Genomic DNA, 19,036 nt, shown 5'->3' with positions numbered 1-19,036 from the left:
TTATGTGGCGCTTACCGATTACTCAGGCTTGCGACGACCAAAGCCCGGACGCTGGCCCGAACCGGCTGGTGCGCCGCGACGCTTGCCCGATGGTGCGTCCTTGTCGACCAGGACGATGCCTGGGCGTTTCTTCGGCGCTGGCTTGGCCGGGCGCTTGGTATCGGCAGGACGGTCGGCCACTGGCGTACCACGACCCGACTCACCACGACCTGCCGGAGCACCGCGATCACTGCGACCGCCGCTTGGCGCACCACGGCCTTCGCCGCGCTCGGTGCGACCGTTGGCCGGACGTGGCGTGCGTGGACCGCGCTCGCCATCAGCACGAGGTGCTGCTGGCTTGCGAGCTGGACGCTCGCCTTCGAAATGCGGCTCGCGAGTATCACGCGGCGTAGCAGCGGTCTGGTTACCAATGGCTGGACGCAACGAACGCACGCGCTCGGTCTTGCCCATCGGACGCGACGATTTGCGCTGCATACGGTCGAGCTTGTCTTTGCTCTTCGCGTTCATCTGCGGCATCGCAACCGGCGTCAGGCCGACTTCAGCACTCAGAATGTCGACTTCGTACTGGCTCATTTCGCGCCAGCGGCCCATCGGCAGGTCGGAGTTGAGGAACACCGGACCGAAACGCACGCGCTTCAGACGGCTGACCACCAGGCCCTGGGATTCCCACAGACGACGAACTTCGCGGTTGCGACCTTCCATTACCACGCAGTGGTACCAGTGGTTGAACCCTTCGCCGCCGGGTGCCTGTTTGATGTCGGTGAACTTGGCCGGGCCGTCTTCAAGGACGACGCCTGCTTTCAGACGCTCGATCATCTCGTCATCGACTTCGCCACGCACACGTACCGCGTATTCACGGTCCATTTCGTAGGAAGGGTGCATCAGGCGGTTAGCCAGCTCACCGTCGGTGGTGAACATCAGCAGACCGGTGGTGTTGATGTCCAGACGGCCGATGTTGATCCAGCGACCTTCTTTCGGTTTTGGCATCTTGTCGAAAACGGTCGGACGGCCTTCCGGGTCGAGGCGGGTGCAGATTTCACCGTCGGGCTTGTTGTACATGATCACGCGGCGTACCGACTCGGCGGCTTCTTCGCGCTTGATCACGCGGCCATCGATGGTGATGGCGTCATGCATGTCGACACGCTGACCGAGCGTGGCGTCTTTGCCATTGACCTTGATGCGGCCGTGGCTGATCCAGGCTTCTACGTCACGGCGCGAGCCGACGCCGATACGGGCGAGGACTTTCTGCAGTTTTTCGCCTGCTGGGCCGATTTCCTGGTCGTCTTTCTGGTCGTTGATACTCATCTGGGCACCTCCCGGTGTGGTCTGTTCAGGAAGCTCTGAAGTGAGGGTCCTGAAGCGATGTAAATCTGTTCACTTGGGCGAAGGGATCGCCGAAGGGTCGCGAATCATACGCTCATGTGGGCGTTTGCGCATCAGAGACTAGCTGATGAACGCAGAGTTACCTGTTTTTCCGCCGACCGGTGGCACCCAGCTTGATCAACCTGAGCGATGCATCAGCGAGAACGGTGCGTTTGTCGAGCTTGTCGAGTTTCTTCCAGGCCCTGATTTCACGCTTGCTGCGACCGCAGCCCAGGCAGATGTCGTCGGTGAATTTGCAGAGGTTGATGCAGGGGTCTTTGGTTGAGCTCATCAAAACTCCCGTCATCACAAATCTAATGTGGGAGCGGGCTTGCTCGGGAAGGCGGTGTGTCAGGCAATTAACATGTTGACTGACACGCCGACTTCGCGAGCAAGCCCGCTCCCACAGGGATTTTCAGTGCTTATTAGATTGAATCAGTCGTCGAACTCGCGGCGTTCGGCTTCGATGGCTTCGGCCAGTGCCCGGGCTTCGGCTTCTTCGTCGCTCAACTCAGGCTCAGGCTCGGGTTTCGGTTGTTCGAGGGCGGCAACGGCAGCCAGGAGTTTTTCGCGAGCCTCGGCGACGCCCAGAACATCGTCTTCGAGCTCTGGCTCTGGCTCTAACTCGGCTGCGGCTTCGGGCTCAACCTGAAGTTCACTGTCGATGTCAGGCTCAACCGTGGTCATCTCGCCATCGCGCAATAAATCGTCGAAGTCGGTCTTGAGCCCCTCCTCCATGGTGTCCAGCTCCAGCAACAACGTGTGGAAACTGGTTTCTTCCTTGGGTTCTTCCGGCTCGGCGCTGGCGTCCGCCAACTCTTGCAGGCTGGCAGGCACGGGCGCGTCGTCGAAGTCGAGCACCGGGTCCGGTTCCAGCTCGCGCAGTTCGGCCAGCGGCGGCAGGTCGTCGAGGTTCTTCAGGTTGAAGTGATCGAGAAACGCCTTGGTGGTCGCGAACATCGCCGGTTTGCCGGGCACATCGCGGTAGCCGACGATGCGGATCCACTCGCGCTCCATCAGCGTCTTGACGATCTGACTGTTGACCGCCACGCCCCGCACGTCTTCGATCTCGCCCCGGGTGATCGGCTGGCGATAGGCGATCAGGGCAATGGTTTCGAGCATGGCGCGGGAATATCGCTGCGGCCGTTCTTCCCACAAACGCCCGACCCACGGTGAAAACTTTTCGCGGATTTGCAGGCGGTAGCCGGAGGCGACTTCTTTCAGCTCGAAAGCGCGCCCGTCGCAGGACTTGGCCAGGATCGTCAGCGCTTTCTTGAAAACCGGCGGCTCCGGCCGTTCGCCCTCTTCGAAGAGTTCAAACAGGCGCTCAAGCGATTGCGGTTTTCCCGAGGCCAACAGAAAGGCTTCAAGCAGTGGCGCCAGCTCGCGGGGTTCAGTCAGGTTCATGATTCAACTCGTTATTCGGCTCGGGCCCGCACGTGGATCGCTGCGAACGGCTCATTCTGCACCAGCTCGACCAAGGATTCCTTGACCAGTTCGAGGATGGCCATAAAAGTCACCACCACCCCCAGTCGCCCCTCTTCGGCGGTGAACAGCTCGACAAAGGGCACGAAACCGCCGCCCTTGAGCCGATCCAGTACATCACTCATGCGTTCGCGGGTAGACAGTGCCTCGCGACTGACCTGGTGGCTTTCAAACATGTCGCCGCGGCGCAGGACCTCGGCCATGGACAACAGCAATTCAGACAGGCGCACGTCCGGCAACAGTTTGCGCGCCCGGGCTTCCGGGGCATCCAGCTTGGGCACCACGACGTCACGGCCGACACGGGTCAGGCCATCAATGCCTTCGGCGGCGGCCTTGAAGCGCTCGTATTCCTGCAAGCGGCGGATCAGCTCGGCGCGCGGGTCGTCTTCTTCGTCTTCGATGGTTTCGGCGCGGGGCAACAGCATCCGCGACTTGATCTCGGCCAGCATCGCGGCCATCACCAGGTACTCGGCGGCCAGTTCCAGGCGCACCGACTGCATCAACTCGACATACCCCATGTACTGGCGAGTGATTTCCGCCACCGGGATGTCGAGGATGTTGATGTTCTGTTTGCGGATCAGGTACAGCAGCAGGTCGAGCGGGCCTTCGAAGGCCTCGAGAAACACCTCGAGCGCATCCGGCGGGATGTACAGGTCCAGCGGCATTTCCAGCACCGCCTGGCCATACACCATCGCGAAGGGCAGCTCTTGCTGGGCTCCGGCCTGACTGTCGACGACGGGTTCTACTGCAGACATCTACGCCTCAGCCATGAACGGCGCAGGGTCGCCGCAACCGACACGGATCACTTCCGGCTCGCCGTCGGCGAGATTGATCACGGTGGAGGCCTTGATCCCGCCGAACCCGCCATCAATGATCAGGTCGACTTGATGCTCAAGCAACTGACGCATTTCGAACGGGTCGCTCAGCGGGTCGGTGTCGCCCGGCAGGATCAGGGTCACGCTCATCAGCGGCTCGCCGAGCTCTTCCAGCAACGCCAGGGCAATCGGATGGCTCGGGACCCGCAGGCCGATGGTGCGTTTTTTCGGGTGCAACAACAGCCGCGGGACTTCGCGGGTGGCGTTGAGAATGAAGGTGTACGGCCCTGGCAGGTGCACCTTGAGCAGGCGGAACGTGCCGGTGTCGATCTTGGCGAACACTCCCAGCTGCGACAGGTCGCTGCAAATCAGCGCGAAGTTGTGTTTGTCATCCAGCCCGCGCAACCGGCGCACGCGCTCCACGGCATTCTTGTCGCCGATCTGGCAACCAATGGCGTAGGACGAGTCTGTGGGATAAATCACCACCCCGCCTTTGCGGATGATCTCGACTGCCTGTTTGATCAGGCGCGCTTGCGGGTTTTCCGGATGAATCTGGAAAAATTGACTCACATTCTCTACCTGTTCAGACGGCGGCAATAATTGGGTCATGTTTGAATCGACACCACAGTGGTGGCAGATCCTCCGGGAGCGGACGGTATTCGCCGATCTCGGACCAGCCTCCAGGGCCATGAAAATCACTGCCGGCGCTGACCAGCAGACCGAACTCACGAGCAAGAATCGCCAGGCTGCCCACTTGTTCGGCGGGCTGATGGCCATTGACCACTTCAATCGCGTGGCCCCCGGCTTGAATATAGTCAGAAATCAGGCGACGACGCTTGCTGCGAGTGAAATCGTAGTGCCAGGGATGCGCCAGGCTGACCCAGGCCTTCGCCGCGCGCAGGGTTTCGACCGTCTCTTCCAAAGTTGGCCAGTGTTGCTTGACGTCGCCCAGCTTGCCGGCGCCCAGCCATTTGCGGAAGGCTTCGGCGCGATCCTTTACAAACCCTTCACGCACCATCCAGTCGGCGAAGTGCGGACGGGCCGGCGCGTTGCCGCTGTCGCCCAGTTCCTGCTGCATGGCACGGGCCCCTTCCAGCGCCCCCGGCATGCCTTTCAACGCCAGCTTGCGGCTTATTTCTTCGGACCGTAGCCAACGGCCATCGTGCAATTTTGCAATCGCTTCGACCAACGGCGGTGCCGTGACATCAAATCCATAACCCAAAACGTGAATGGTCGCGCCGCCCCAGGTGCAGGACAATTCGACGCCATTGACCAGTTGCATCCCCAGCGCCGTCGCGGCTGTGCGGGCCTCATCGAGGCCCTCAAGGGTGTCGTGATCGGTCAAGGCCAGGACTCGCACGCCTTTCTCGAACGCACGCGCAACCAGTACCGCAGGCGCCAGGGCGCCATCGGAGGCCGTGCTATGGCAGTGCAAATCAACATTCACAGGACTTTGTTACCTCAAATCAGCTGGCGCTATCGCGCGCCCATATGTTTGTTATTATGCCGCCACATCCTGCTTCTGGCTGCCACTGTGAAACAATTCATCGATTTCATCCCGCTCCTGCTGTTTTTCATCGTCTTCAAACTGGACCCGCGGGTCGTCGACATCGGCGGTCATGAGTTGACTGTAGGCGGTATCTACAGCGCCACCGCGATGTTGATCATTAGCTCGCTGGTGGTTTACGGCGCGCTGTTCATCAAGCAGCGCAAGCTTGAAAAGAGCCAGTGGCTGACCCTCATTGCCTGCCTGGTCTTCGGTAGCCTGACCCTGGCGTTCCACAGCGAAACCTTCCTCAAGTGGAAAGCGCCGGTGGTGAACTGGTTGTTTGCCCTGGCATTCATTGGCAGCCACTTCGTCGGTGACAGCCTGCTGATCAAGCGCATCATGGGCCACGCACTGACCCTGCCGGAGCCCGTCTGGACGCGCCTGAACATCGCCTGGATCGCCTTCTTCCTGTTTTGCGGCGCCGCCAACCTGTTCGTCGCGTTCACCTTTCAGGACTACTGGGTCGACTTCAAAGTCTTCGGCAGCCTGGGCATGACGCTGCTGTTCCTGGTCGGCCAGGGCATTTACCTGTCCCGCCACCTGCACGACACCGACACCACTACGCCAAAAACCGAGGACTGACATGCTCTACGCAATCATTGCCACAGACGTCGCCAACTCGCTGCAAGCCCGACTGTCCGCGCGCCCTGCCCACCTTGAGCGCCTGCAAGTGCTCAAGGGTGAAGGCCGCATCGTATTGGCCGGTCCGCACCCGGCGGTCGACAGCAATGATCCGGGCGCTGCAGGTTTCACCGGCAGCCTGATCGTCGCCGAATTCGATTCCCTGAGCGCCGCACAGGCTTGGGCCGACGCTGATCCGTATATTGCCGCAGGCGTCTACGCCAACGTTTCGGTCAAGCCGTTCAAGCAAGTCCTCCCGTAATTTTCTCCCGCGCGATGAACCTTGTCGGTTCATCGCGCTCTCAACGCTCATTATTCTCGTTTGCCTGCCGACAACCTGCCCAATCACTCGATTGGAATCAGGAGTCGCGATGCGCAAGGGTCCGTTGTGTCTGTTGTTGGTGACGTTGTCGATCATGGCCCCGGCCCACGGTGAAGAAAGCGCCGAGGGCGGTAATTCGACGCCTTTGTCCCTGAGCGCCGGCAGCCAGATTAGCGATTTGCAGCAACGCTTGAAGGTCAGCGAGCAGCAACGGGAAGAATTGAACAAGCAACTGCAAAATACCGATGCCGAACGCGAAAGCGCTCAACTGAGCCGGTTGCGCCAAGAGAATCAGCGCCTCAAGCTGCAGCTCAAGGAAGCGCAGGCCAGTAGCCCGTTGCCACGTCTGCTGACTGATCAGCAGCAATGGTTTGTTATCGGCGGTGGAGTAGCGCTATTGGCCCTGCTCTGCGGTATCTTCGCCAGTGGTGCCACCAGAAAACGTCGGCAATGGCTAAATTGAGTGATTCATGAGCGAGCTGTTACTAATTGATGATGACCAGGAGCTGTGCGAGCTCCTGAGCAGTTGGTTGAGCCAGGAAGGCTTTCAGGTCCGTGCCTGCCACGATGGCCAGAGTGCCCGCCGCGCGCTGGCCGAAACCTCTCCCGCCGCCGTGGTGCTGGACGTGATGCTGCCGGACGGCAGCGGTCTGGAATTACTCAAGCAATTGCGCAGCGATCACCCGGACCTGCCGGTGCTGATGCTGTCGGCACGCGGCGAGCCTCTGGACCGCATCCTCGGCCTGGAACTGGGCGCCGACGACTACCTGGCCAAACCCTGCGACCCACGGGAACTGACAGCCCGCCTGCGCGCCGTATTGCGCCGCAGTCATCCGGCAGCAGTCTCCAGTCAGCTCGAGCTGGGCGATCTGTGTTTCAGCCCGGTGCGCGGTGTGGTCAGCATCGATGAACAGGAATACACCCTCACCGTTTCCGAAAGCCGTTTGCTCGAAGCCCTGCTCAAGCAACCCGGCGAGCCGCTGGACAAACAGGAACTGGCGCAGATCGCCCTCGGCCGCAAGCTGACCCTGTACGACCGCAGCCTGGACATGCACGTCAGCAACCTGCGCAAGAAAATCGGCCCGCACCCCGACGGCCGCCCGCGCATCGTTGCGCTGCGCAGCCGTGGTTACTACTACAGCCTCTAATTCAGAACTCGATCCCTTGTAGCAGCTGTCGAGCCCCGGCGAGGCTGCGTCCGGCGGCGCAGCCGTCGTGAAATCAGGCGCTGCGGTTTTTCAGGAAAACCGCGTTCTCAGGGTTTACGACGGCTGCGCCGCCGGACGCAGCCTCGCCGGGGCTCGACAGCTGCTACACCGGGCGTGTGGGTCTGAAAAATGGTGGAAGTGTCAGGTCGATGCAAAATCGTCTTTACCCAAGCTTTACGCTCCGCTGACCGCCGCTGACCTTGATCTGCGTAATCTGTACTCATCCGGAACGTACCGGGAACGAGACAAGGAGATTCACCATGCGCAAGACTCTTATCGCTCTGATGTTCGCCGCCGCTTTGCCGACCGTTGCCATGGCCATGCCTGAAGGCACCGGCCCGATGGGTGGGCCGATGGACGACTCGCGCCACGGCGGTCAGATGCACGGCATGCACGGCAAAGGCCCGTACAGCCAACTCGACCTGAGCCGCGAACAGCGCGAGCAGATCCGCAAGATCATGGGCGAGCAGATGCACGAGCGTAAGCAACTGGTCGACAAGTACCTGGAGAAACTCTCGCCAGCCGACCAGAAAGCCCTGAAAGACGAAATGACCGCCAAGCATCAGAAAGCCGAAGCCGATGTACGCGCCGTGCTGAAACCGGATCAACAGAAGAAATTCGACGAGATCCAGAAAAAGCAGGCTGAGCGTCGCGCCGAGTGGGCCGAGTTCAAGGCCTGGAAAGCGCAACAACCGCAAAAAGCGCAATAATGCGCTGACCCCGGACCCAACGGCCAACCCGTTGGGTCTGTTACCCCCCAATCTAATGTGGGAGCGGGCTTGCTCGCGAAGGCGGTGTGTCAGTCAACAATGATTTGCCTGAGACACCGCCTTCGCGAGCAAGCCCGCTCCCACAGGGGATTTGCGTTAGCTTGAGGACTTTCTGTGCGTTCATTGTTCTGGCGTATCCTGGCCAGCTTCTGGTTGGCCATCGCTCTAGTGGCAGGGCTCTCCATTCTGCTGGGGCACATGCTCAACCAGGACGCGTGGATCCTCAGCCGCCATCCGGGCCTTAACACCCTGGCGCAAGAGTGGACGCAAACATACGAAGCCCAGGGTGAAGAAGCCGCCCAGGACATTCTGGAACAGCGCAAACGTCAATATCACATCGACGTGCAGGTGCTGAACGAAAGCGGCGACCCGGTCGTCCGCGGCACCTTCCCGCGTCGCGCAGCCGCTTTCGAAGCCCGGCAGAACAACGACGACCGGCGCCTGCCATGGCGTCGTTTGACCGCGGAATACACCAGCGAAAAAACCGGTGACACCTACCTGCTGATTTATCGCATCCCGCACCCGGAACTGGATTCCTGGCACCGCGAAAGCCTGCTGTGGCCGTTGAGTGCGCTGGGCATCGCGTTGGTGGTGCTGACCTTGTTCAGCCTGTTCGTCACCCTGTCGATCACCCGCCCGCTCAGCCGTTTGCGCGGTGCCGTGCATGATTTGGGACAAACCACCTATCAGCAGAACAGTCTGGTGAAACTGGCCAACCGACGCGATGAATTCGGCGTGTTGGCCAACGATTTCAACCGCATGGGCTCACGCCTACAAAGCTTGATCGGCAGCCAGCGGCAATTGCTGCGCGATGTGTCGCACGAACTGCGCTCCCCGCTCGCCCGACTGCGCATTGCGTTGGCATTGGCGGAACGGGCCAACCCTGAAGAACGGGAAAAGCTCTGGCCGCGCCTGACCCGCGAATGCGACCGGCTGGAAGCGCTGATCAGCGAAATCCTTGTGCTGGCCCGGGTCGACGCCGACAACGCGAGTGCCGAAGAGGTCGACCTCAACGCGTTGCTTCATACGCTGCAAAAGGATGCGCAACTGGGTTCACCGGAACAAAACGTGCGTCTTCAGGCGGAGCCGCAACTGAACCTCAAGGGCTGGCCGACGATGATCGAGCGTGCCGTCGACAATCTGCTGCGCAACGCCCAGCGGTTTAACCCGGTGGGGCAGTCAATTGAAATGCAGGCCGTGCGGCAGGGTGAGCGCATTGTCGTCAGCGTGCGTGACCATGGGCCGGGCGTGAACGCCGAGCATTTGAATCAGTTGGGCGAGCCGTTTTATCGAGCGCCGGGGCAAACGGCGGCCGGACATGGTCTGGGCCTGGCGATTGCGCGCCGCGCTGCAGAGCGTCATGGCGGGAGTCTGGTGCTGGCCAATCATCCCCAGGGCGGGTTTGTGGCCAGTCTGGAATTGCCGTTGGTGCCAGGAGCGGTCGTCCAACCCTGAACCCTTTGTAGGGTTAACGGATACTCTCAAAATGTGCGTTCACCTTAGATCAAGTGTGGGAGCGGGCTTGCTCGCGAAAGCGGCTTCACATTCAACGGAAATGTTGACTGCCCCACCGTCTTCGCGAGCAAGCCCGCTCCCACATTTGATTTGATGTGAATGTCAGGACTTATCAGGCCACGCGCTGACGAATTCGGCGAGGTCGACTTTCTCGGCCACCCGCGGTTCTTTCTGCGGTGTGCCGAGGTAAAGGAACGCAATCACCTCTTCCCCTTCCGCCAACCCCAGCCCTTTGGCCACATGCGCCGAATAGGCCAGTTCACCGGTACGCCATACCGCGCCAATCCCTTGCGCATACGCCGCCAGCAAAATGCCGTGCGCCGCACAGCCCGCAGCCAGCAGTTGCTCGGATTTCGGGTACTTGACGTGATCCTGCACCCGCGCAATCACCACCACCACCAACGGGGCACGCAGTGGGCCGTTGCGCGCCTTGTCCAGTGCCGCTTCGGACACCTCGCTGTCTTGCAGCTTCGCCGCTTCGGCCAGCAGCTCGCCCATTTGCTCGCGCGCCGCGCCCTCGACGGTCAGGAAGCGCCAAGGCTGCAAATGACCGTGGTCCGGGGCACGCATGGCGGCGCCAAACAGCACTTCGCGTTGCGCCGCAGTCGGTGCCGGGTCAAGCAGTCGTGGAACGGAAACACGGTTGAGCAAAGCGTCGAGAGCCTGCATCGGCCACCTCCTGAAAAAATGTTTGGCTATTCTAGCTGCAAGTGCACAAGCGGCGTCGGTTTACATGCCCTGCCCCGCAGGTAGAATGGCGCCCACTCCCACAACAGCCCGAGCGGATTTCATGGCGTTGCCGACCTTACGGATCATTGGTTTTATCATCGGCATCTTCCTGATCACGCTGGCCATTGCCATGGTCGTGCCCATGGCGACCCTGATGATTTTCGACCGCACCCACGAGCTGCCCTCGTTCCTGTGGTCGAGCATGATTACCTTTGTCGCCGGCCTGGCGATGGTTATCCCCGGTCGTCCCGAACACATCCACCTGCGTCCACGGGACATGTACCTGTTGACCGTCAGCAGTTGGCTGGTGGTCTGCCTCTTCGCCTCGCTGCCTTTTATGCTGGCTCAACACGTCAGTTTCACCGACGCGATCTTTGAAAGCATGTCCGGCATCACCGCCACCGGTTCCACGGTCCTCAGCGGCCTGGACACCATGTCTCCCGGCATCCTGATCTGGCGCTCGCTGCTGCACTGGCTCGGCGGCATCGGTTTTATCGGCATGGCGGTGGCGATTCTGCCGCTGCTGCGCATCGGTGGCATGCGCCTGTTTCAGACCGAGTCCTCCGACCGTTCGGAAAAGGTCATGCCCCGTTCGCACATGGTGGCGCGCCTGATCGTGGCGGCCTATGTCGGCATCACCATCATCGGTAGCCTGGCGCTCTGGTGGGCCGGGATGAGCCTGTTTGATGCGATCAACCACGCGATGTCAGCGATCTCCACCGGCGGCTTTTCCACCTCGGACCAGTCGCTGGCCAAATGGACGCAGCCGGCGGTGCACTGGGTGGCGATTGTCATCATGATTCTCGGCAGCCTGCCCTTCACCCTGTACGTCGCAACCTTGCGCGGCAACCGGCGGGCCTTGATCAAGGATCAACAGGTTCAAGGGATGCTCGGCATGTTGCTGGTGACCTGGCTGGTGCTCGGCACCTGGTACTGGTGGACCACCCAACTGCATTGGCTCGAAGCGTTGCGGCACGTGGCGTTTAACGTGACGTCGGTGGTCACCACCACCGGTTTTGCGCTGGGGGATTACAGCCTGTGGGGCAATTTCTCGCTGATGCTGTTCTTTTACCTGGGCTTTGTCGGCGGCTGCTCCGGTTCGACGGCCGGCGGTATCAAAATATTCCGCTTCCAGGTCGCCTATATCCTGCTCAAGGCCAACCTTAATCAACTGATTCACCCGCGCGCGGTGATCAAACAGAAGTACAACGGTCACCGTCTCGACGAAGAAATCGTGCGCTCAATCCTGACCTTTTCGTTCTTCTTCGCCATCACCATTTGCGTCATCGCGTTGCTGCTCTCACTGCTCGGCGTGGACTGGATGACCGCCCTGACCGGCGCGGCCAGTACCGTGTCCGGTGTCGGGCCGGGGTTGGGTCCGACCATCGGGCCGTCGGGTAACTTTTCGACGTTGCCGGACGCCGCCAAGTGGATTCTGTCGTTCGGCATGCTGCTGGGCCGACTGGAGATCATTACGGTGTTTGTTCTGTGCATTCCTGCGTTCTGGCGCCACTGATCTGCGCCGCCGCTTCCGACATGTGCGCCCGGTACTCGCCGGGGGTGGCATCGAACCAGCGGCGGAAGGCGCGGAAGAAATTGCTCGGGTCGGCGAACCCCAGCAGGTAGGCAATTTCCAGCAAGGTCATGGTGGGTTGGGCCAGGTACTGCTCGGCCAATTCCCGCCGCGTATCATCGAGCAAAGCCTGAAAACTGGTGCCCTCTTCCTGCAAGCGTCGCTGCAAAGTGCGTTGCGACAGGTGCAGCGTCTGCGCCACGGTATCGCGCTTGGGTTCGCCCTGTGGCAGCAAACGGCACAACACCTGCCGCGCCTTGTGCGTCACGCGGCTCTCGGAAAACCGCGCCAGGTACTCGCCGGCAAACCGGTCATGCAACAGCGCCATCGCTTCGTTGGCGGTCGGCAATGGTGCTTCCATGTCAGCACGTTCGAAGATCAATGCGTCGTAAGGTGCGTTGAACAGCAACGGCGCATGAAAGGCTTGTTTATAGGGTTCGAGGTCGACCGGTTGATCGCCCTGTAACAGCACCTTCAGCGGTTGCAAGGTCCGCCCGGTCAACCAGCCGCACAACGCCAGCGCACAGGCCAGTGAAGCCTCGGCACTTTGCCGGGTCGGCGGCAGGTGGTCGCCGTGAACCGTCAGAATCAGCGCATAACCTTCATCCAGCAGACGGAAACTCAGGTCGGCACTTTCAGCAATGATCCGTTGATAGCGCACCAGCCGCTGAAAGCCTTCGGCCAGGGTCTGGCTGGACATCAGGGCGTAACCGGCGACATGGAAGGACGCCGGTCGCACCACCTTGCCCATGTTCAGGCCGATCGCCGGGTTGCCGGACAGCTCGACCGCGCGCTGCCATAGCCGCGTCATGGAATCTTGCGGGAAGCGCGCATCAGGATCATCCAGTGAGGCGTAGTCGAGCCCTAGCTGCTTGAACAACGCCCGGCAATCCAGGCCGTCCATCTCCAGTGCTTTGACAATCCCCATCGCCCAGCTTGCAGAAGTCGTTCGTTCGCTCATGGCGTTTGCTTACTTCAGTGAGCCGTCTGACGCGGCTAGTTTTCGAAGGATACTAAAGTGGCGCCTATTGTCACTGGCTGATGCCAATGATCACTCTAGACTCAAATAAGCTACCCGCAGCACATCTTGCTATCAGAACAATAACCACAGAGATCGCAGTCGTGGAAAACATTAAACGATTCAACAGCTTTGCTGAGTTCTACCCGTATTACCTCAGCGAGCACAGTGACAGTACTTGCCGACGACTGCACTTCATCGGCACGACGCTGGTCATCTTCATTCTCGCCCTGACCATCGGCAAAGGCGCGTGGCTGCTGCTGTGGGCCCTGCCGCTGGCGGGTTACAGCTTCGCCTGGGCCGGGCATTTCTTTTTCGAGAAGAATCGGCCTGCGACCTTCCAGCATCCTCTTTATAGCCTGCTCGGCGACTTTGTCATGTACCGCGACATGATTCTGGGTCGCGTGCCGTTTTAAGCGTCGTGAACACGAAGAGAGAATAGTCGATGAATGCCAATGCCCGTTTCACCCACATGAAGGATGGCACGCAGGAAGACTGGGCGATCATCGCCGCGGATTTCAGTGCCTACGCGAAACAATTGCCTTCAAGGATTGTGGCGCACCTGAAGTTGCTCGAGGGCGACTTTGGTGGCTTCCCGGTGGACCGTCTGACCCACTCCCTGCAAACCGCGAGCCGCGCCTGGCGCGATGGCCGTGATGAGGAATATGTGGTGTGCGCGTTGCTGCATGACATCGGCGACACCTTGGGTTCCTACAACCATCCGGACATTGCGGCAGCGATTCTCAAGCCATTCGTCAGTGCCGAGAACCTGTGGATGGTGGAAAAACACGGGATTTTCCAGGGCTATTACTTTTTCCATCATTTGGGCATGGATCGGCACCTGCGCGAGCAGTTCAGCGAGCATCCGCAGTATCAGGCGACCATCGAGTTCTGTGCCAAATACGATGCGGCGGCGTTTGACCCGGCGTATGACACGCTGCCGTTGAGATTCTTTGAGCCGATGATGGAACGCTTGTTTGCGCAGCCGAAGAACTCGATCTACAAAGCGGCGATGGAAGAATATTCGCCGGCTTGATGGACCTCAGGGGACCCTGTGGCGAGGGGGCTTGCCCCCGTTGGGGTGCGAAGCGCCCCCCAAAACCATTCAGCCGGTTACTCCTGACAGACCTCATGCGTCGGTTTACGACGGCTTCGCCGCCGAACGGGGCGATGCGGCGGTCCGACAAGCCCCCTCGCCACAAAGGCCATGCCTAGGCAGGCTCGGCAACCTTCAGCGCCTTCAACTCCGCTTCCCGCGCCTGCGCATCCGCCAGCCGATACAATTCGATCGACCCGTCCCAATGCTCGATCAGCGCCGTGCACGACTCCACCCAATCCCCGCAATTGAGGTAATCCACCTCGCCGACCTTGCGAATCTCGGCATGGTGAATGTGCCCGCACACCACGCCATGCAACTCGCGCTTCACGCATTCGTGCGCAATGGCTTCCTCGAAGTCGCTGATGAAGCTGACCGCCGTCTTCACCTTGTGCTTGAGGTACGCCGACAACGACCAATAGCCGTAGCCATAACGCGCGCGCCAATGGTTGAGCCAGCGGTTGAGGGTCAGGGTGAATTCGTAGGCCGAATCCCCGAGGAAGGCCAGCCAGCGGTGGTAGCGGGTGATGACATCGAACTGATCGCCGTGGATCACCAGCAGATGACGGCCATCGGCGGTGACGTGCACGGCTTCGTCGACTAACTGGATGTTGCCCAGGATCAGCTTGGAATACCGACGCAGGAATTCGTCATGATTGCCGGTGACGTAGATGACTTCGGTGCCACGTTTGCTCATCGTCAGCAAACGACGAATGACGTTGGTGTGCGCCTGAGGCCAGTACATGCCGCCGCGCAGTTTCCAGCCATCGATGATGTCGCCGACCAGGTAAATCTTGTCCGCGTGGTAGCCCTTGAGAAACTGCGACAGGTGCTCGGCCTGGCAGTCTCGAGTGCCCAGATGCACATCAGAAATCCACAAGGTCCGCACACGTTGCTTACGACTGGGTTTGGCGAGCTCGGCGCTGGTCATGGGCAACCCTCTGCGATGGTTTTTCCAAGCTTGCGCCGGTCGGGTTAATCGGCCATGACAGTGGTGAGTCATTCCTGTGACAGCAACCGGCCGGTGTAGACTGGCCTCATCTTGCCCGGGAGAGCAGTGATGCGACCGATCCTCACACTACGCCAGTACACCCACGACCTGATCGTCCACAGCCACGACCACGCCCAACTGGTGTTCGGCTTGTCGGGCGCGCTGGATTTCGAAGTCGACGGGCGTGGCAGTCAGGTGGTGCAGCAGAGCTTCGTGGTGGTGCCGTCCGGTTTCCATCACGCCTGCGGCAGCAGCAATGGCAGCCGCTGCCTGGTGCTGGATGTGCCGAGCGATCAATGGGTTTCACAGTCGCTGGGCGATCACGCCGTGGCCAGCCGCCGTCTGCTCGACAACGCCGGACGCTTGCCGCTGGATGCAGGGCAGAGCCAATTGGTCAGTTGGCTGGCGGGCAGTCAGGTCGACGATCCGTTTATCGCGCAGCAAGGCGCGGTGTTGTTATTGGCCAGCCTCAACAACGCCAAGCCAGCCAGCGTGGGCGGACGACGCCTGCCGTATGCAGCGATGAATGCGCACATTGACCGGCATGCAGCCTATCCGCTGCAAGTGGCAGACCTGGCCGGGATCGCCGGGCTGTCCAGCGCCCGGCTGCATGCACGGTTTGTCGCTGAATGCGGGCAGACGCCGATGGACTACATCCGCAGTCGACGGCTGCATATTGCGGTGGGATTGCTTCGGGATTCGCCATTGCCCATCGGCGAGATTGCCAGTCGGGTCGGCTACAGCTCCCAGAGCGCCTTCGCCGCCGCAGTGTTGCGCGAGTTTGGCGCCTCCCCCGGCAAACTGCGGCGCGAGGCTGGCGACAAATGAGGCGAGTCTGACGACAGACAGGTGCGCCGCCAGCGCTCTAGACTGCACCTCTGTTGGTTGTATTGATCAAGGATTGCAATGACTCCCCGTACCGCCCTTGGCGCCCTGCATATCGGCGCATTGATGTTTGGCCTGACCGGTGTGTTCGGCAAACTCGCCGCCGCCTCCCCCGCTGTCATCGTCTTTGGCCGGGCTGCGTTTGCGGTGCTGGCGCTCGCGGTTTTCGCGCGATTCGCCAGCAACACCCGTTGGCAGAAACTTGAAGCCGTGGACTGGCGCCGCCTGCTGCTCAGCGGTTTGCTGCTGGCCGGGCACTGGGTGAGCTTCTTTATTGCGGTGAAGGTGGCGGGTGTGGCGATTGCGACCCTGGGCTTTGCCAGTTTCCCGGCGTTTACCGTGATCCTCGAAGGGCTGATCTTCCGCGAGCGGATTCGCGCCAATGAAATCCTGCTGGTGGTGTTGGTGAGTGTCGGGTTGGTGTTGGTCACACCGGACTTCGATCTGGCGAGCGGCGCCACCACTGGCCTGCTCTGGGCTGTCGGTTCCGGGTTGTTGTTTGCCCTGCTGTCGCTGACCAACCGGGCCAGTTCCGGACGGATCCCGCCGGTACAGGCCGCGCTGTGTCAAAACGTGGTGGTCGCGCTATGCCTGCTGCCCGTGGCAGTGCCACAGTTGAGCGAAGTGCGTGGCCTCGACTGGCTGTGGATCGGTCTGCTCGGGGTGTTCTGCACCGGCGTCGCTCACAGTCTGTTCGTCGCCAGCCTGGCGGTGATCAAGGCCCGCACGGCGGCGGTGGTATTCGCACTGGAACCGGTTTACGGGATCACCATGGCGTGGCTGTTGTTCAATGAAAACCCGACGTTGCGGATGCTGATCGGCGGTGCGCTGATCATCGTCGCGATCGTGGTCTCCAGCCGGCTGTCCGGTGGTTCAAGCAAAAAGACCGTGGCGGCTGAAGCGGCGTCTCACTGAGTGCGGTCGTTGTGGCCCAGGTCGCGGTCCGGATCGATCTGATCGCGGACCCGCTGCTTGAGCACCTTGGCTTCAGGGAAGCCGCCATCGGCTTTACGCTCCCAGAGCGGCACGTCGTCGCAAAAAATATGGAACACCCCACCGGTGCCGGGCACCAGCGACACTTTGCCCAGGTCATCGCCGAAGGTGCTGAGCAGTTCCTGGGCCAACCAGGCGGCACGCAACAGCCATTGGCATTGCGTGCAGTAGGTGATGACGATTTCCGGTTTGTGCGCGGTCATGACAGGCAAGTCTCTGAGTCTGGAGGCGCAACCATCATAGAGTCTCAGCCGATACCGGCCAACAGGCTGCGGGCGGTCTGCTTGAGCGGCTCGTCGCCGTCCTTGAGCAATTCGTTGAGCAGCTTGATCGCGCGGTCCAGGTCGCCATCGTCGATGCAGGTCTGGGCTTGTTCCAGTTTGCCGGCGTTGGAAGCCGCCGCCGGGGCCAGGCTCAGCGGTTCAAGTTCCAGCGACGGAGGCGCATCGTTGAATTCGTCGAGGAAGTCGTCATCCAGTGACGGCGTGTCAGGCACGGGGTCCCATTCCAGTTCAGGCGCTTGGCGCGACGACTCGTCAGGCAATTCGTACACGTCGGGCATCACGTGCAGGTTCGAGGTGAAGGTCAGCTCGTCCGAGGGTTTGGCAGCGGGCGGTGGACTGTCGAAGGGGCTGACCAGATCCCAATTTGAATCCATCGACAATTCATCCAGGTTCAACTGAAATTCATCGTTGGGCACAGCTTCCACCGGGGCGACTATGGGCGCGGCCACCACGGGTGCAGCACTGCTCAGCTTCGGATGGCTGGCGCGGATGTCCTGAAGTTTTTCTGGGTCGAACCCGGCGTTTCGCAGCCTGCTTTCCTGCGCGTCATAGGCGGTTACATCGCCTTGTTTGCCGAGCACCTCCAGCAACTGCACCGCCAGATCCGTGCGCTGAGGTTCCTTGACCAGCGCTTCTCGCAACATGGCAGCGGCTTCGGAAAATCGGCCATAGGTCAGGTAGATGCCGACCCCTTCCAGCACATCGCCCGCGGGGGTTTCTTCACGATGATCAGAGGTTGGTTTGAGCAGGGGCTTTTGGACCAACGGCTGCACAGGAGGATCAAGCATCGGCTCCTGCCGTGACGGCAAATCGGGGGCGGCCTCGGGCAAGGCCGCGATCTGCTGACGTCGATGACGAAGGAACAGCCCGAGCAGCACCAAAGCCACCAGTGCCAGCAGCCCGATAATCAATGGCCAGTGGCTCGCTTCCTCGACAACCACAGGCGCGGGCGCGACAGCCACCGGCGCAGAGGGCTCGGCTGGCGTTTGTTTGACTTCAGCCAATTGGGTTTGCAGTTCGGTGATCTGTTTTTTCTGACCGGCGATCTGCTCGTCCTGAGCCGCCAGCTTCGCATTCAACTCATCGACCGTTTTTTGCAGTTGCTGGTTTTGCAGGACACTGGCGGCCGGTTGCTCGGCCACAACGGGATCACTCGCAGGCGCGACGGCAGGTTGCGCGGCAGTGGGCTTCTTCACAGGGGCTGGTGGTGCACTGGCCGGTTTGACGACCGGAAATGCAGAAGGCTGAGGCTCGGCAATCGGCTCATCAGCCACGGGTTCAATCCCCGGCGTGCCCGGCGGATCGATCAGTACCGTGTATTCGCGCAGCAAGCGCCCGTTGGGCTGATTGAGCTGCACCACGAAATTCAGAAAAGGTTCTTTGACCGCTTTGCTGGAGGTCACCCGGATCAGGTTGCGATTGCCTCGCAGGATCGGGGTGAACTTCAGATTGTTGAGGAAGAACACCCGCTCGACGCCGGCTCGGCTGAATTCATCCGCCGTCGCCAGGCTGACGGACAACTCGCCCTCCTCCAGACCACCGACATCCACCAGGGCGATGTCGGCACTCAACGGCTGGTTCAGCGCGGAGTGGAGCGTGATGTCCCCCAGGCCCAACGCAGGTGCCAATGCCGAGTAGGTGATAGCGCCACTGAGCAGAAGCGACCTGACGCCACACCGTAAAACCAACCGCCAACTCTGGAGCATGAGCATCCCTTAGATAACAGAACCAACCTATGCGTGTTTGCACATCCGGTACGAACACGATATTGCGTAGTAGTTCTTTATAGTCTGCCCAACGGGGTATCTCAAAAGTCTGGC

22 protein-coding genes are annotated in these 19,036 nt (G+C 60.7%); 11 read left to right on the top strand and 11 right to left on the bottom strand.

Annotated features, from left to right (window positions below):
• Nucleotides 1–18: 18 nt before the first annotated feature.
• From rluB to BK660_RS15450, 6 genes are all read right to left on the bottom strand, one after another.
• Nucleotides 19–1,305 (bottom strand): 23S rRNA pseudouridine(2605) synthase RluB, encoded by a 1,287-nt coding sequence (rluB, locus tag BK660_RS15475; RefSeq protein ID WP_123434003.1) that lies wholly within the window; start codon nt 1,303–1,305, stop codon nt 19–21.
• Between the two features lie 157 nt (nt 1,306–1,462).
• Complete coding sequence (locus BK660_RS15470; RefSeq protein WP_123434002.1) at nt 1,463–1,654, bottom strand: DUF1289 domain-containing protein; 192 nt, start codon at nt 1,652–1,654, stop codon at nt 1,463–1,465.
• Between the two features lie 143 nt (nt 1,655–1,797).
• Nucleotides 1,798–2,769, bottom strand: a complete 972-nt coding sequence (gene scpB, locus BK660_RS15465) for an SMC-Scp complex subunit ScpB (protein WP_123434001.1) — start codon at nt 2,767–2,769, stop codon at nt 1,798–1,800.
• Between the two features lie 11 nt (nt 2,770–2,780).
• Nucleotides 2,781–3,602, bottom strand: a complete 822-nt coding sequence (locus BK660_RS15460; RefSeq protein ID WP_123434000.1) for a segregation and condensation protein A — start codon at nt 3,600–3,602, stop codon at nt 2,781–2,783.
• Nucleotides 3,603–4,232, bottom strand: a complete 630-nt coding sequence (locus BK660_RS15455) for an L-threonylcarbamoyladenylate synthase (RefSeq protein ID WP_123434614.1) — start codon at nt 4,230–4,232, stop codon at nt 3,603–3,605.
• 13 nt (nt 4,233–4,245) lie between these two features.
• On the bottom strand, nt 4,246–5,109 hold the full coding sequence (locus BK660_RS15450) for a PHP domain-containing protein (protein WP_027922304.1): 864 nt from the start codon (nt 5,107–5,109) through the stop codon (nt 4,246–4,248).
• An 87-nt stretch (nt 5,110–5,196) separates the two neighbouring features.
• Here BK660_RS15450 and BK660_RS15445 point away from each other — a divergent pair, with 87 nt between their 5' ends.
• The 6 genes from BK660_RS15445 to BK660_RS15420 all read left to right on the top strand — a co-directional run bounded on the left by BK660_RS15445 (nt 5,197) and on the right by BK660_RS15420 (nt 9,587).
• Nucleotides 5,197–5,793, top strand: coding sequence for a septation protein A (locus BK660_RS15445; protein ID WP_027922303.1), 597 nt, complete (start codon nt 5,197–5,199; stop codon nt 5,791–5,793).
• 1 nt (nt 5,794) lies between these two features.
• Complete coding sequence (locus tag BK660_RS15440; protein ID WP_027922302.1) at nt 5,795–6,094, top strand: YciI family protein; 300 nt, start codon at nt 5,795–5,797, stop codon at nt 6,092–6,094.
• 109 nt (nt 6,095–6,203) lie between these two features.
• Nucleotides 6,204–6,617 carry an SH3 domain-containing protein gene (locus tag BK660_RS15435; RefSeq protein ID WP_123433999.1) on the top strand — a complete coding sequence of 138 codons (414 nt, stop codon included), beginning with the start codon at nt 6,204–6,206 and terminating at the stop codon, nt 6,615–6,617.
• A gap of 7 nt (nt 6,618–6,624) precedes the next feature.
• Nucleotides 6,625–7,302, top strand: coding sequence for a response regulator transcription factor (locus tag BK660_RS15430; RefSeq protein ID WP_123433998.1), 678 nt, complete (start codon nt 6,625–6,627; stop codon nt 7,300–7,302).
• Between the two features lie 320 nt (nt 7,303–7,622).
• Complete coding sequence (locus BK660_RS15425; RefSeq protein ID WP_123433997.1) at nt 7,623–8,072, top strand: Spy/CpxP family protein refolding chaperone; 450 nt, start codon at nt 7,623–7,625, stop codon at nt 8,070–8,072.
• Between the two features lie 174 nt (nt 8,073–8,246).
• Nucleotides 8,247–9,587, top strand: coding sequence for a sensor histidine kinase (locus BK660_RS15420; protein WP_123433996.1), 1,341 nt, complete (start codon nt 8,247–8,249; stop codon nt 9,585–9,587).
• A 162-nt stretch (nt 9,588–9,749) separates the two neighbouring features.
• Here BK660_RS15420 and BK660_RS15415 read toward each other — a convergent pair whose 3' ends face one another.
• Nucleotides 9,750–10,316, bottom strand: a complete 567-nt coding sequence (locus BK660_RS15415) for a nitroreductase family protein (RefSeq protein ID WP_123433995.1) — start codon at nt 10,314–10,316, stop codon at nt 9,750–9,752.
• A gap of 121 nt (nt 10,317–10,437) precedes the next feature.
• Here BK660_RS15415 and BK660_RS15410 point away from each other — a divergent pair, with 121 nt between their 5' ends.
• Nucleotides 10,438–11,892 carry a TrkH family potassium uptake protein gene (locus BK660_RS15410; RefSeq protein WP_123433994.1) on the top strand — a complete coding sequence of 485 codons (1,455 nt, stop codon included), beginning with the start codon at nt 10,438–10,440 and terminating at the stop codon, nt 11,890–11,892.
• Here BK660_RS15410 and BK660_RS15405 read toward each other — a convergent pair.
• The gene (locus BK660_RS15405; protein ID WP_123433993.1) at nt 11,849–12,910 is read right to left on the bottom strand and encodes an AraC family transcriptional regulator; all 1,062 of its coding nucleotides are present in this window, start codon (nt 12,908–12,910) and stop codon (nt 11,849–11,851) included. The genes BK660_RS15410 and BK660_RS15405 overlap by 44 nt on opposite strands.
• A 161-nt stretch (nt 12,911–13,071) precedes the next feature.
• On the opposite strand from BK660_RS15405, the gene BK660_RS15400 reads away from it, so the two are divergent.
• Nucleotides 13,072–13,383, top strand: a complete 312-nt coding sequence (locus BK660_RS15400; RefSeq protein WP_027922294.1) for an Mpo1-like protein — start codon at nt 13,072–13,074, stop codon at nt 13,381–13,383.
• A 29-nt stretch (nt 13,384–13,412) separates the two neighbouring features.
• A complete protein-coding gene (locus BK660_RS15395; protein ID WP_123433992.1) occupies nt 13,413–14,003 on the top strand; it encodes an HD domain-containing protein in 591 nt (196 codons plus the stop codon).
• Nucleotides 14,004–14,178: 175 nt separating this feature from the next.
• Here the strand turns inward: BK660_RS15395 and BK660_RS15390 are convergent, their stop codons facing one another.
• A complete protein-coding gene (locus tag BK660_RS15390) occupies nt 14,179–14,994 on the bottom strand; it encodes a UDP-2,3-diacylglucosamine diphosphatase (RefSeq protein ID WP_027922292.1) in 816 nt (271 codons plus the stop codon).
• Between the two features lie 129 nt (nt 14,995–15,123).
• Between BK660_RS15390 and BK660_RS15385 the strand changes: the two genes are divergently transcribed.
• Nucleotides 15,124–15,882 carry a helix-turn-helix transcriptional regulator gene (locus tag BK660_RS15385; RefSeq protein ID WP_123433991.1) on the top strand — a complete coding sequence of 253 codons (759 nt, stop codon included), beginning with the start codon at nt 15,124–15,126 and terminating at the stop codon, nt 15,880–15,882.
• 78 nt (nt 15,883–15,960) lie between these two features.
• Nucleotides 15,961–16,854, top strand: coding sequence for a DMT family transporter (locus BK660_RS15380; protein ID WP_123433990.1), 894 nt, complete (start codon nt 15,961–15,963; stop codon nt 16,852–16,854).
• Here BK660_RS15380 and BK660_RS15375 read toward each other — a convergent pair.
• Nucleotides 16,848–17,135, bottom strand: coding sequence for an Rdx family protein (locus tag BK660_RS15375; protein WP_123433989.1), 288 nt, complete (start codon nt 17,133–17,135; stop codon nt 16,848–16,850). The two genes, BK660_RS15380 and BK660_RS15375, sit on opposite strands and share 7 nt — an antisense overlap.
• A 44-nt stretch (nt 17,136–17,179) precedes the next feature.
• The gene (locus BK660_RS15370; protein WP_123433988.1) at nt 17,180–18,922 is read right to left on the bottom strand and encodes a motility hub landmark protein FimV; all 1,743 of its coding nucleotides are present in this window, start codon (nt 18,920–18,922) and stop codon (nt 17,180–17,182) included.
• Nucleotides 18,923–19,036 lie beyond the last annotated feature (114 nt).

It is taken from the genome of Pseudomonas brassicacearum (genome assembly GCF_003732265.1).
GTDB classification, from domain to species: domain Bacteria; phylum Pseudomonadota; class Gammaproteobacteria; order Pseudomonadales; family Pseudomonadaceae; genus Aquipseudomonas; species Aquipseudomonas brassicacearum_D.
This window is presented reverse-complemented; position numbering and strand designations above follow the sequence as displayed.

What these genes read in the sequence shown, in the direction of transcription:
- rluB (WP_123434003.1), bottom strand. Translation starts at nt 1,305, where the DNA reads ATGAGTATCAACGACCAGAAAGACGACCAGGAAATCGGCCCAGCAGGC.
- BK660_RS15470 (WP_123434002.1), bottom strand. Translation starts at nt 1,654, where the DNA reads ATGAGCTCAACCAAAGACCCCTGCATCAACCTCTGCAAATTCACCGAC.
- scpB (WP_123434001.1), bottom strand. Translation starts at nt 2,769, where the DNA reads ATGAACCTGACTGAACCCCGCGAGCTGGCGCCACTGCTTGAAGCCTTT.
- BK660_RS15460 (WP_123434000.1), bottom strand. Translation starts at nt 3,602, where the DNA reads ATGTCTGCAGTAGAACCCGTCGTCGACAGTCAGGCCGGAGCCCAGCAA.
- BK660_RS15440 (WP_027922302.1), top strand. Translation starts at nt 5,795, where the DNA reads ATGCTCTACGCAATCATTGCCACAGACGTCGCCAACTCGCTGCAAGCC.
- BK660_RS15435 (WP_123433999.1), top strand. Translation starts at nt 6,204, where the DNA reads ATGCGCAAGGGTCCGTTGTGTCTGTTGTTGGTGACGTTGTCGATCATG.
- BK660_RS15430 (WP_123433998.1), top strand. Translation starts at nt 6,625, where the DNA reads ATGAGCGAGCTGTTACTAATTGATGATGACCAGGAGCTGTGCGAGCTC.
- BK660_RS15425 (WP_123433997.1), top strand. Translation starts at nt 7,623, where the DNA reads ATGCGCAAGACTCTTATCGCTCTGATGTTCGCCGCCGCTTTGCCGACC.
- BK660_RS15415 (WP_123433995.1), bottom strand. Translation starts at nt 10,316, where the DNA reads ATGCAGGCTCTCGACGCTTTGCTCAACCGTGTTTCCGTTCCACGACTG.
- BK660_RS15410 (WP_123433994.1), top strand. Translation starts at nt 10,438, where the DNA reads ATGGCGTTGCCGACCTTACGGATCATTGGTTTTATCATCGGCATCTTC.
- BK660_RS15405 (WP_123433993.1), bottom strand. Translation starts at nt 12,910, where the DNA reads ATGAGCGAACGAACGACTTCTGCAAGCTGGGCGATGGGGATTGTCAAA.
- BK660_RS15395 (WP_123433992.1), top strand. Translation starts at nt 13,413, where the DNA reads ATGAATGCCAATGCCCGTTTCACCCACATGAAGGATGGCACGCAGGAA.
- BK660_RS15390 (WP_027922292.1), bottom strand. Translation starts at nt 14,994, where the DNA reads ATGACCAGCGCCGAGCTCGCCAAACCCAGTCGTAAGCAACGTGTGCGG.
- BK660_RS15385 (WP_123433991.1), top strand. Translation starts at nt 15,124, where the DNA reads ATGCGACCGATCCTCACACTACGCCAGTACACCCACGACCTGATCGTC.
- BK660_RS15380 (WP_123433990.1), top strand. Translation starts at nt 15,961, where the DNA reads ATGACTCCCCGTACCGCCCTTGGCGCCCTGCATATCGGCGCATTGATG.
- BK660_RS15375 (WP_123433989.1), bottom strand. Translation starts at nt 17,135, where the DNA reads ATGACCGCGCACAAACCGGAAATCGTCATCACCTACTGCACGCAATGC.
- BK660_RS15370 (WP_123433988.1), bottom strand. Translation starts at nt 18,922, where the DNA reads ATGCTCCAGAGTTGGCGGTTGGTTTTACGGTGTGGCGTCAGGTCGCTT.